General features: G+C 34.5%; 9 protein-coding genes. All 9 read left to right on the forward strand.

All coding sequences use genetic code 11. The annotated features are described in order from the left end of the window. Nucleotides 1-3: 3 nt before the first annotated feature. The 9 genes from LNQ49_RS15395 (at nt 4) to queG (ending at nt 12166) form a co-directional block, all read left to right on the forward strand. Nucleotides 4-3060 (forward strand): TAT-variant-translocated molybdopterin oxidoreductase, encoded by a 3057-nt coding sequence (locus LNQ49_RS15395; protein ID WP_229989918.1) that lies wholly within the window; start codon nt 4-6, stop codon nt 3058-3060. A gap of 38 nt (nt 3061-3098) precedes the next feature. Then, nucleotides 3099-4499: an NrfD/PsrC family molybdoenzyme membrane anchor subunit gene (nrfD, locus tag LNQ49_RS15400; protein ID WP_229989919.1), complete on the forward strand. Its 1401-nt coding sequence runs from the start codon at nt 3099-3101 to the stop codon at nt 4497-4499. Beyond that, on the forward strand, nt 4492-5016 hold the full coding sequence (locus tag LNQ49_RS15405) for a DUF3341 domain-containing protein (protein ID WP_195737733.1): 525 nt from the start codon (nt 4492-4494) through the stop codon (nt 5014-5016). Before nrfD ends, LNQ49_RS15405 begins: the two co-directional genes overlap by 8 nt. 8 nt (nt 5017-5024) lie before the next feature. Beyond that, nucleotides 5025-5570, forward strand: a complete 546-nt coding sequence (locus tag LNQ49_RS15410) for a c-type cytochrome (protein WP_229989920.1) — start codon at nt 5025-5027, stop codon at nt 5568-5570. 30 nt (nt 5571-5600) lie between these two features. After that, entirely contained in the window at nt 5601-7016 is a 1416-nt protein-coding gene (locus LNQ49_RS15415; RefSeq protein ID WP_229989921.1) for a quinol:cytochrome C oxidoreductase, read from the forward strand. 19 nt (nt 7017-7035) lie between these two features. Beyond that, the gene (locus LNQ49_RS15420; protein ID WP_229989922.1) at nt 7036-8199 is read left to right on the forward strand and encodes a cytochrome c oxidase subunit II; all 1164 of its coding nucleotides are present in this window, start codon (nt 7036-7038) and stop codon (nt 8197-8199) included. Nucleotides 8200-8230: 31 nt separating this feature from the next. After that, the gene (locus tag LNQ49_RS15425) at nt 8231-10027 is read left to right on the forward strand and encodes a cytochrome c oxidase subunit I (RefSeq protein ID WP_229989923.1); all 1797 of its coding nucleotides are present in this window, start codon (nt 8231-8233) and stop codon (nt 10025-10027) included. Between the two features lie 71 nt (nt 10028-10098). Then, nucleotides 10099-11121 carry a Holliday junction branch migration DNA helicase RuvB gene (gene ruvB / locus LNQ49_RS15430; RefSeq protein WP_229989924.1) on the forward strand — a complete coding sequence of 341 codons (1023 nt, stop codon included), beginning with the start codon at nt 10099-10101 and terminating at the stop codon, nt 11119-11121. A gap of 76 nt (nt 11122-11197) precedes the next feature. Next, a complete protein-coding gene (gene queG / locus LNQ49_RS15435; RefSeq protein ID WP_428978339.1) occupies nt 11198-12166 on the forward strand; it encodes a tRNA epoxyqueuosine(34) reductase QueG in 969 nt (322 codons plus the stop codon). Nucleotides 12167-12459: the final 293 nt, after the last annotated feature.

Raw genomic sequence — 12459 nt, forward strand, 5'->3', positions numbered from 1 at the left:
ACAATGTCATCAAACAAAAAATACTGGAAAAGTGTTGAAGAGCTAGACGAAAATAGTTCTATTGTTGAGGCGCTTAGAAATAACGAATTTGTTGAAGAAATTCCTACTGATGAATTTTTAGGAAATGCTGGAGCTTTGGCTTCATCTTCAACATCACGTCGTGACTTTTTAAAGTACGTTGGGTTTAGTACTGCGGCAGTTACACTTGCAGCTTGCGAAGGCCCTGTTCACAAATCGATACCTTATGTACTACAACCAGAACAAATCATACCTGGAGTAGCAGATTATTATGCGACTACTGTTTTTGATGGTTTCGATTTTGCTAATCTTTTAGTAAAAACACGTGAAGGGCGTCCTATTAAAATTGACAATAACACAATTTCAGGAGCGAAATTTTCAGCCAATGCTAGAATTCATGCGTCTATATTATCGTTATACGATAGTATGCGTTTGAAAGAACCTAAGTTGGAAGGAAAAAATGCAACTTGGTCTGCTGTTGATTTAAAAATTAAATCTAGTATTGCTGAGGCAAATGCTAAAGGTGGGCAAATTGTATTATTAACAAATACTTTGGCAAGTCCATCGACTGAAAAATTAATAGCTGAGTTTATAGCTAAAAACCCTAATGCAAAACATGTTGTTTATGATGCAGTATCGTCATCATCTGCTCTAGATGCATTTGAAACGGTTTATGGTGAAAGAGCTTTAGTTAATTACGATTTCTCAAAAGCATCACTTATCGTTTCGGTAGGAGCTGACTTTTTGGGTGATTGGCAAGGAGGAGGGTATGACTCTGCTTATGCACAAGGTCGTATTCCTAGAAATGGGAAAATGTCTCGTCACTTCCAATTAGAAGCAAACATGACTTTGTCTGGTGCTGCTGCTGATAAGCGTTTGCCTATGTCAACTGCAAATCAAAAACAAGCATTAGTACTTATATATAATATTGTAACAGGTTCTTCTGTTGCTGTTAATTTAGACAGCCAGTTTAAAGCTGAAGTTACAAAAGCAGCTCAACAATTAAAAGCAGCTGGTTCAAAAGGAGTATTAGTATCAGGTATTCAAGATAAAAATGCTCAGTTATTAGTTTTGGCTATCAACCAAGTGTTGGCAAGTGAAGCTTTTACTACTTCTGAAACAAGACAAATAAGAAAAGGATCTGACGCAAAAGTTGCTCAATTAATTAATGATATGAAAGCTGGAAGCGTTCATACTTTACTTATGAGTGGTGTTAATCCAATTTATACATTAGCAGATAGCGAATCTTTCGCTACAGGATTGAAAAAAGTTAAAACATCAGTTGCTTTTTCTTTAAAAGAAGATGAGACTGCTTTACTTTCTACAATTGCTGCTCCAGTTCCTCATTACTTAGAAGCTTGGAATGATGTATCTATCACAAAAGGAACTTATGGTCTTACTCAACCGACTATTCGTCCTATATTTGATACAAAACAATTTCAAGATGTTTTATTATCTCTAACAGGAGCTTCTGGAACTTTTTATGATTATATCAAAGCAAACGCTTCTGGAATAATTGCAGGTTCTAGCTGGAATAAAGTATTACATGATGGTATCTTTGTTGGAAGTTCTACGGCACTTTCTGCAGGTTCTGTTGATTATAGTGCGGCTGCAAATGCAGTATCACAATCAAAAGCTTTAGGTGATTTCGAATTAGTATTGTATACTAAAACGGGAATGGGAGATGGACAACAAGCAAACAATCCTTGGTTGCAAGAGTTTCCAGATCCAATCACAAGAGTTTCTTGGGATAATTATGTAACAGTTTCTAATGCGGATGCTAAGAAATTAGATATAACTAATGAAATTGTTGCTAATGGTGGTTTAAACGGAAGTTATGCTACTATCACAACAGCTGATGGAGTTAAACTTGAAAATGTACCAGTAATTGTTCAACCAGGACAAGCGGTAGGTACTATCGGATTGGCTTTAGGTTACGGACGTAAAGCTGCTCTAAAAGAAGAAATGATTGTAGGTTTAAATGCTTACTCTTTATATAAAGGTTTTAATGACATTCAATCTGTGAAGCTTGCAAAAGCTAGTGGAGAACATGAGTTTGCTTGTGTACAAGGTCAAAAAACATTAATGGGAAGAGGAGATATTATTAAAGAAACCTCTCTTGAAATATTCAATACTAAAGATGCTGAATTTTGGAACGAACAACCAAAAGTATCTTTAGATCATAATGAAGTAGCAGCTACATCTGTAGATTTATGGGATTCATTTGATCGTTCTACAGGACATCACTTTAACCTTTCTATAGATTTAAATGCTTGTACAGGATGTGGGGCTTGTGTTATAGCTTGTCACGCTGAAAACAATGTACCAGTAGTAGGTAAATCAGAGGTAAGAAGAAGTCGTGATATGCACTGGTTGCGTATCGATAGATACTATTCTTCTGAAAGTACTTTTGCTGGAGATAACGAAAGAAAAGAAAATATCGCGGGATTGTCAAGTTCATTGTCTACATTTAACGAAATGGAAAAAGCTGGAGATAATCCACAAGTTTCTTTCCAACCGGTAATGTGTCAGCATTGTAATCATGCGCCTTGTGAAACTGTTTGTCCAGTTGCGGCAACTTCACATGGTCGTCAAGGACAAAACCAAATGGCTTATAACAGATGTGTTGGTACTCGTTACTGTGCTAATAACTGTCCGTATAAAGTACGTCGTTTTAACTGGTTCTTGTACAACAAAAACAGTGAATTTGATTATCACATGAATGATGATTTAGGTCGTATGGTATTAAACCCAGACGTAAACGTTCGTTCTCGTGGAGTTATGGAGAAATGTTCTATGTGTATTCAAATGACACAAGCTACAATATTAAAAGCTAAGAATGAAGGTAGATCAGTAGTTGATGGAGAATTCCAAACAGCTTGTTCTAATGCTTGTTCTTCTGGAGCGATGATATTTGGAGATGTAAATGATAAAGATAGCCAAGTGACTAAATTAGCCGCTGATGATAGAATGTATCATTTATTGGAGCATGTTGGAACAAAACCTAATGTGATTTATCACGTTAAAGTTAGAAATACTTAGTACAAAAAATTATTAATTAAGAAACAATATAAAGGATTATGTCGTCTCACTACGAAGCACCCATTAGAAAACCTTTAGTTATAGGTGATAAATCTTATCACGATGTAACTGTAGATGTAGCTGCACCTGTTGAAGGTAAAGCAAATAAACATTGGTGGATTGTATTTACAATCGCATTAACAGCTTTCCTTTGGGGATTAGGCTGTATAATTTACACCGTATCTACAGGTATCGGAACATGGGGATTAAATAAAACAGTTGGTTGGGCTTGGGATATCACAAACTTTGTTTGGTGGGTAGGTATTGGTCACGCCGGAACTTTGATTTCAGCAGTATTATTACTTTTCCGTCAACGATGGAGAATGGCGATTAACCGTTCAGCTGAAGCAATGACAATTTTCTCTGTTGTACAAGCAGGTTTATTTCCAATTATTCACATGGGACGTCCATGGTTAGCATACTGGGTATTACCTATACCAAACCAATTTGGTTCATTATGGGTAAACTTTAACTCACCATTACTTTGGGACGTTTTTGCAATCTCTACGTATCTTTCAGTATCATTAGTTTTCTGGTGGACTGGTTTATTACCTGATTTTGCTATGCTACGTGATAGAGCAGTAACACCTTTTAATAAAAGAGTTTATTCTATCTTGAGTTTTGGATGGAGCGGTAGAGCAAAAGACTGGCAACGTTTTGAAGAAGTATCTTTAGTACTTGCAGGTTTAGCTACTCCACTTGTACTTTCTGTACACACAATTGTATCTATGGACTTTGCTACATCTGTAATTCCAGGATGGCATACTACAATTTTCCCTCCTTACTTCGTTGCAGGAGCGGTTTTCTCAGGATTTGCAATGGTAAACACCTTGTTGATCATTATGAGAAAAGTTTCTAACCTTGAAGCTTATATTACAGTCCAACATATCGAATTAATGAATATCGTAATCATGATTACGGGTTCTATCGTAGGGGTTGCTTATATTACTGAGTTATTTGTAGCTTGGTATTCAGGAGTAGAATACGAGCAATATGCATTCTTAAATAGAGCTACTGGACCTTACTGGTGGGCATATTGGTCAATGATGACATGTAACGTTTTTTCTCCACAATTCATGTGGTTCAAAAAACTAAGAACAAGTATCATGTTCTCATTTATAATTTCGATTGTTGTAAACATCGGAATGTGGTTTGAAAGATTCGTAATTATTGTTACTTCTTTACATAGAGATTATCTTCCATCTTCTTGGACAATGTTTTCACCGACATTTGTTGATATTGGAATTTTCATCGGAACAATTGGATTCTTCTTCGTATTGTTTTTACTTTACTCTAGAACATTCCCAGTTATTGCTCAGGCAGAGGTGAAAACTATTTTGAAAGGAACAGGAGATAATTACATAAGAGAAAGAGCAAATAAAGATTCACATCATGAGTAATAAAGTAATATACGCCATTTATAATGACGATGATATTTTGATGGATGCTGTAAAGAAAACTAGAGCTGCACATCATCATATTGAAGAGGTATTTACTCCATTTCCGGTACACGGATTGGATAAAGCAATGGGCTTAGCGCCAACAAGATTAGCAATATGTTCTTTCTTATACGGATGTGTTGGTATAACTGTAGCGACTACGATGATGAGTTATATTATGATTCATGATTGGCCTCAAGATATTGGTGGAAAACCAAGTTTCAGTTTCATTCAAAACATGCCAGCATTCGTGCCAATTATGTTTGAAATGACTGTGTTTTTCGCAGCTCACTTAATGGTAATTACTTTTTATATGAGAAGTAGATTATGGCCATTTAAAGAAGCAGAAAACCCGGATGTTAGAACAACAGATGACCATTTCTTAATGGAAGTTGCTGTTAACAATAACGAAGAAGAATTAGTTTCTTTTTTCCAAAACACGGGAGCTGTAGAAGTTAAAGTAATAGAAAAGAATTAATTGTAGCTATGAAAGGTATATATAAAATAACACTTTTAGTTGGTATAACTATTTTAGTTTCATCTTGCCACAATATTTCGGCACCAAACTATCAGTACTTCCCTAATATGTATGAGTCTTTAGCGTATGAACCATATGCAGAAGCTAGCATTTTTAAAGGAGGAAAGGAAGCTCAACTTCCAGTAAACGGAACTATAAATAGAGGTTTTGAGCCTTATGAATATGAGAATTCTACAGCAGGTTATGAATTGGCTAAAGCTAATTTAAAATCACCTTTAGATTCTTTAGATAGAAAATCAGAAAAAGGAAAAGAACTTTTTGAAATCTATTGTATGAGTTGTCATGGTGCAACTGGAAATGGAAAAGGTAAATTGGTAGAAAGAGAAAAATTCCTTGGAGTTCCTAGCTATAAAGATAGAGAAATCACTGAAGGAAGTATTTTTCATGTTGAGACTTACGGATTAAATGCAATGGGTTCTCATGCAAATCAATTAAGTACTCACGAACGTTGGTTAGTTGCTGACTATGTTCTAAAACTAAAAAGCCAATTATAATAATTGTTGAACAAACTGATCGTATTAGATATGTATACATTTTCAAGTAAATTAAAAACTTTTTCTATCATCTTAATGGCTTTAGGTCTTTTGGGTATTGGGTATGGTTTTTTAAATGCACCTAAAGATATTCAAGAAGTTGAAAAAATACTAGCTGCTGAGTCTGAGTCACATGGTGGTCACGGAGAGGCGACTCATGCTACTGCTGAGCCTGCTCATGGTGCACACGCTGAAGCTACTCATGATGCTGCTGAGCCAGCACATGATGCACATGCAGAAGGAGGAAAAAAAGAACACGCTCAAGTTAGCGCTGCAGATGAGCATAACAAGCATTTAACGCATGTTTTGCACCAATTGCAAAACAAACCATGGTCAGCATTATACGTTGCAAGTATCTTCTTTTTGTTACTTTCTATGGGAGTTCTTGCATTTTACGCTATTCAACAAGTAGCACAAGCAGGATGGTCTCCAGTATTATTTAGAGTTATGCAAGGTATTACGGCTTATTTGCCTGTTGGTTCTGCAATATTTTTTGTAATCCTAATTCTTTGTGGACTACACTTTAATCATATTTTTGTATGGTTAGGTGAGGGAGTAACTGATCCTACTAGCCCTAATTACGATGCAATTATCGCTAATAAAGCGGGGTATTTAAATTTCCCTTTTTGGATTATTAGAGCTGCTATATTTTTAATAGGATGGAATTTATATAATTATTATTCAAGAAAAAATTGTCTTGCACAAGATGAGGCTAAAGATGATTTATTCTACAAAAAGAATTTCAAATTAACTGCTGGATTCTTAGTATTCTTCATCGTTTCTGAGTCTATCATGTCTTGGGATTGGATTATGTCTATTGATCCACACTGGTACAGTACATTGTTTGGATGGTACGTATTTGCTAGTTTCTTTGTAAGTGGTATCACTACAATTGCATTAGTAACTGTTTACTTGAAATCTAAAGGGTATTTAGAACATGTAAATACAAGTCATATTCATGATCTTGCTAAATTTATGTTCGGTATTAGCGTTTTCTGGACTTATTTATGGTTCTCACAATTCATGTTGATTTGGTATGCTAATATTCCAGAAGAGGTAACTTATTTTATAACTAGAATACAACTTTATAATCTTCCTTTCTTTGGAGCGGTTGTTATGAATTTCCTTTTCCCATTATTGATTTTAATCAATACAGATTTCAAGAGAATCAGTTGGGTTATTGTTATGGCTGGAATTGTAATTTTATTAGGACATTATCTTGATTTCTTTAATATGATTATGCCTGGTACAGTAGGTGATAGATGGTTTATTGGTGTTCCAGAAATTGCATCAGTACTTTTCTTCTTAGGATTGTTTATTTTTGTAGTTTTCACTGCATTAACTAAAGCTCCTTTGTTACCAAAAAGAAATCCATTTATAGAAGAAAGTAAACATTTTCATTATTAATATTTAAAGAAATAAACAGATGACAAGTTTGTTGGTAATTATAGTTTTAGTTTTATTGGCTGTAGCATTATGGCAATTGACCAAGATATTTGATCTTACTCAGGTAGGTGCAAATTCGGACGATTCTCAGGTTGCATCTGATAACGATAATAATATTCAAGGATATTTGATGTTCGGATTTTTAGCGTTCATATATATATTTACGATATATGGAGTGTTTAAATGGGGACCATTAGTATTACATACACCAGCTTCTGAGCATGGTAGTTTGGTTGATAGCCTTATGAATATTACTTGGGTTTTGATTTTCGTAGTTCAATTTATTACTCAAGGTTTACTTTATTATTTTTCTTTTAAATATAAAGGTGATAAAGATAAAAAAGCATTGTACTTTGCAGACAATAATAGATTAGAAGCACTTTGGAGTGTTATCCCAGCTGTAGTTTTGGCAGGATTGATTCTTTACGGATTATATGCTTGGAATAATATTATGTTTGTTGACGAAGATGAAGATACAATCGTTATCGAATTATACGCTCAACAGTTTAAATGGACAGCAAGATATGCTGGACCAGATAACGTTTTAGGAAAAGCTAACGTTAGATTAATTGAAGGAGTAAACACTTTAGGTGTTGATATGTCTGACCCATATTCACAAGATGATATCGTGGTTTCAGAATTACATATTCCAAAAGGAAAGAAAGTACATTTCAAAATGCGTTCTCAAGACGTATTACACTCAGCTTACATGCCTCACTTTAGAGCGCAAATGAACTGTGTTCCTGGAATGGTTACTGAATTTGCTTTTACACCAGTTTATACTACTGCAGAATATAGAGAATTGCCATATATGATCGAGAAAGTTGCTCATATTAATTCAATACGTTCTAAGAAAAGTGTTGACTTAGTTGCAAAAGGAGAAACAGCTTTAGATCCTTATACTTTTGATTATTTGTTACTTTGTAATAAAATTTGTGGTACATCACACTACAACATGCAAATGAAAATTGTAGTTGATACTCCAGAAGAGTATAAAAAATGGTTAAGCGATAAAGCAACATTGGCTCAGGATATTAAGGCAGCAGTAGCTCCAGCTCCAGCAGAAGGTGCAGCAGGAAGTACTGATACTACTAAAGTAGATACTACTGCTAAAGTAGAAGCTCCTAAAGTAGCTATGAAATAATATTTATTTAAGAAATTTAAAGTATACATATATGTCAGCAGAAGGTCACGATCACGGACAAGATCACGAACACGAACACCACCATAAAGAGACATTCATTACTAAATATATCTTTAGTATTGATCACAAAATGATTGCCAAACAATACCTACTTACGGGTATTATTATGGGGGTAATAGGTATTGCAATGTCCTTGCTTTTTAGAATGCAATTAGCATGGCCTGAAGAGTCTTTTAAAATATTTAATGTTTTATTAGGAGATAAATTTGCACCAAACGGTGTTATGACTAATGATGTTTATCTAGCATTGGTAACCATTCACGGTACAATCATGGTATTCTTTGTTTTAACGGCCGGTTTGAGTGGTACGTTTAGTAACTTATTGATTCCACTTCAAATTGGAGCACGAGATATGGCTTCAGGATTCATGAATATGGTATCTTATTGGTTGTTTTTCTTATCAGCAGTAATAATGTTATGTTCTTTATTTGTTGAAGCTGGACCTGCTTCTTCTGGATGGACAATCTATCCACCATTAAGTGCTTTACCACAAGCAATTCCTGGTTCAGGAACAGGTATGACATTATGGTTGGTTTCTATGGCAATCTTTATTGCTTCGTCATTAATGGGATCTTTAAATTATATCGTTACTGTTATTAATTTAAGAACAAAAGGGATGTCTATGACTAGATTACCTTTAACTATATGGACTTTCTTTGTAACAGCTGTTATTGGAGTTATTTCATTCCCAGTATTATTATCAGCAGCATTATTGTTGATTTTTGACAGAAGTTTTGGTACTTCATTCTTCTTATCAGATATTTATATAGCTGGAGAAGTTTTACATTACCAAGGTGGTTCACCAGTTTTATTCGAACACTTATTTTGGTTCTTAGGACACCCTGAGGTATATATTGTAATTTTACCTGCAATGGGACTTGTTTCTGAAATTATGGCTACGAATTCACGTAAACCAATTTTTGGATACAGAGCGATGATTATGTCAGTTTTGGCAATTGCTTTCCTTTCAACAATCGTTTGGGGTCACCATATGTTCGTTTCAGGAATGAATCCATTTTTAGGATCAGTATTTACATTTACAACTTTATTGATTGCAATCCCTTCTGCTGTAAAAGCGTTTAACTGGATTACAACTTTATGGAAAGGTAACTTACAATTTAATCCTGCAATGTTATTTTCTATCGGAATGGTTTCTACTTTCATCACTGGAGGTTTAACAGGAATCATATTAGGAGATAGTACTTTAGATATCAACGTTCACGATACATACTTTGTAATTGCTCACTTTCACTTAGTAATGGGTATCTCTGCACTTTACGGAATGTTTGCTGGTATTTACCACTGGTTCCCTAAAATGTACGGTAGAATGTTAAATAAAAACTTAGGATATATTCACTTTTGGGTAACTGCAGTTTGTGCTTATGGAGTATTCTTCCCAATGCACTTTATTGGATTAGCTGGTTTACCAAGACGTTACTATACTAACACAAGTTTCCCTTTATTTGATGATTTACAAAACGTAAACGTTCTTATAACTGTATTTGCTTTAGTTGGTGGAGCTTTCCAATTAGTGTTCTTGTATAACTTCTTTAGTAGTATTTTCTACGGTAAGAAAGCAGTACAAAATCCATGGAGATCTACAACTTTAGAATGGACTACACCAGTTGAACATATTCACGGTAACTGGCCAGGAGAAATTCCTCACGTTTACCGTTGGCCATATGATTATAGTAATCCAAACTATGATGTAGATTTTGTACCACAAAACGTACCAATGAAAGAAGGAGAAGAAGTTCTTCATCACTAAAAATATTTAAAACCTCTGCTGTTAGTAGAGGTTTTTTTTTGTCTTCCTTTTTCTTTATCTATCTTTGTCCAATGAATGAGAATTTAGATCCAACAACGAACCGCTATAACTCTGAAGAATTTGATCTTGAGAAAAAATTAAGACCACTTTCGTTTGATGATTTTGCAGGTCAAGATCAGGTTTTAGAAAACCTGAAAGTTTTTGTTGCGGCAGCCAACCAACGTAATGAAGCATTAGATCACACTCTTTTCCATGGACCTCCGGGACTTGGAAAAACTACTTTGGCAAATATACTTGCTAATGAATTAGAGGTAGGTATTAAAATTACATCTGGACCAGTTTTGGACAAGCCAGGAGATTTAGCAGGATTACTAACTAATCTAGACGAGAGAGATGTTTTGTTTATAGACGAAATCCATCGTTTAAGTCCAATCGTTGAAGAATACCTATATTCTGCAATGGAAGATTTTAAGATTGATATCATGATAGAGTCTGGGCCAAATGCAAGAACTGTACAGATTAATTTAAATCCATTTACTCTAATTGGAGCAACAACGCGTTCAGGATTGCTTACGGCGCCAATGCGTGCTCGTTTTGGTATTTCGTCACGATTACAATATTATACTACAGAACTTTTAACTACAATTGTAGAAAGAAGTGCTACCATATTAAAAATGCCAATTTCATTAGACGCAGCAATTGAGATTGCTGGCCGTAGTCGTGGAACACCTCGTATTGCAAATGCGTTATTACGACGTGTCCGAGATTTTGCACAGATCAAAGGAAATGGAACCATTGATTTGAGTATTTCGCAATATGCGTTAAAAGCTTTAAATGTCGATGCACATGGTTTAGACGAAATGGATAATAAAATCCTTCTTACGATAATTAATAAGTTTAAAGGAGGACCAGTTGGCTTGTCTACACTTGCAACGGCAGTTTCCGAAAGTAGCGAAACCATCGAAGAGGTGTATGAGCCATTTTTAATTCAGGAAGGGTTTATTATGAGAACTCCAAGAGGGCGTGAGGTTACCGATAAAGCATATAAACATTTAGGTAAAATAAACACCAATATTCAAGGCGGATTATTTTAATTTTTTGAAGCTATTTCCTGCTGTCCACTATATCTTTTTCTTGTAATCCTTCATTCGTAGGATGACAAGAAAAAGGATGTCGTTTCCATCAGGGCTAAAACCGTTTCATATTAAATTCACGTTGATAAATTCAAAAACTACATATTCGCAATTTATAAAATCCGAAGCCAAAAGACTCGGCTTTTTATCTTGTGGTATCTCAAAGGCAGGTTTTTTGGAGCAAGAAGCTCCGCGATTAGAAAATTGGCTTAATAAAAACCATAATGGGCAAATGGCCTATATGGAAAATCACTTCGATAAAAGATTAGATCCTACTTTATTAGTTGATGATGCTAAAAGTGTAGTGTCACTTTTACTTAATTATTACCCTTCAGAAACTCAAGAAAACGATAGCTTTAAGATATCAAAATATGCTTATGGGCAAGATTATCATTTTGTAATTAAAGAAAAACTTAAAGAATTACTTTATTCTATTCAGGAAGAAATAGGTGAGGTTACTGGACGTGTATTTGTAGATTCTGCACCAGTTTTAGATAAGGCGTGGGCGGCCAAAAGTGGATTAGGTTGGATAGGTAAAAACAGTAATTTAATCACACAAAAAGTAGGTTCCTTTTATTTTATTGCAGAGCTTATTTTAGACTTAGATTTAGAATATGATTATGCTACAACAGATCATTGCGGTTCATGTACAGCTTGTATAGATGCATGTCCGACAGAAGCAATTGTTGCGCCTTATGTTGTTGATGGAAGCAAGTGTATTTCTTATTTTACAATCGAACTCAAAGAGAATATTCCGCAAGAAATGAAAGGTAAGTTTGATGATTGGGCATTTGGTTGTGATACTTGCCAAGATGTTTGTCCATGGAACAGATTCTCCAAAGCGCATTCAGAGCCACTATTTAATCCTAATCCAGATGTTATGGCGATGTCCAAAAAAGAGTGGTTAGAGATTACCGAAGAGACCTTTCGAGTGGTGTTTAAAAATTCACCCATAAAGAGAACAAAATTTGATGGGCTCAAAAGAAATATTAATTTCTTGAAATAGCTTTTATCGTAAATTTTTATGTTAATTTTTGTTGATTTTACCGCTTTAATTGTTAATAAAAAGGGTTTATTTAGCTAGAGGTGAGATCGAAATAAAGTAATTTACTGTTAAAATATTTTCAGACGCAATTTTAAATTGCGTCTTTTTTTTTGATCTATTATTTGAATTTTAATTAGTTATGAATTTTGTTGACAGAATTTGTTCGATAAAATACCTTATGTTGCTATAATAAAAATTTATTGTTGCTGAAAAGTTAATTTTTTTATCTATTGAAGGCAAAAATGTTTGTCAAA

The sequence above is a fragment of the Flavobacterium pisciphilum genome (assembly GCF_020905345.1).
Classification (GTDB): Bacteria; Bacteroidota; Bacteroidia; order Flavobacteriales; family Flavobacteriaceae; genus Flavobacterium; species Flavobacterium pisciphilum.

Bases quoted from the DNA above. Each gene is read 5' to 3' on its own strand.
- LNQ49_RS15395 (WP_229989918.1), top strand. From the start codon at position 4: ATGTCATCAAACAAAAAATACTGGAAAAGTGTTGAAGAGCTAGACGAA.
- LNQ49_RS15405 (WP_195737733.1), top strand. From the start codon at position 4,492: ATGAGTAATAAAGTAATATACGCCATTTATAATGACGATGATATTTTG.
- LNQ49_RS15425 (WP_229989923.1), top strand. From the start codon at position 8,231: ATGTCAGCAGAAGGTCACGATCACGGACAAGATCACGAACACGAACAC.
- queG (WP_428978339.1), top strand. From the start codon at position 11,198: ATGTCGTTTCCATCAGGGCTAAAACCGTTTCATATTAAATTCACGTTG.
- nrfD (WP_229989919.1), top strand. From the start codon at position 3,099: ATGTCGTCTCACTACGAAGCACCCATTAGAAAACCTTTAGTTATAGGT.
- ruvB (WP_229989924.1), top strand. From the start codon at position 10,099: ATGAATGAGAATTTAGATCCAACAACGAACCGCTATAACTCTGAAGAA.
- LNQ49_RS15410 (WP_229989920.1), top strand. From the start codon at position 5,025: ATGAAAGGTATATATAAAATAACACTTTTAGTTGGTATAACTATTTTA.
- LNQ49_RS15415 (WP_229989921.1), top strand. From the start codon at position 5,601: ATGTATACATTTTCAAGTAAATTAAAAACTTTTTCTATCATCTTAATG.
- LNQ49_RS15420 (WP_229989922.1), top strand. From the start codon at position 7,036: ATGACAAGTTTGTTGGTAATTATAGTTTTAGTTTTATTGGCTGTAGCA.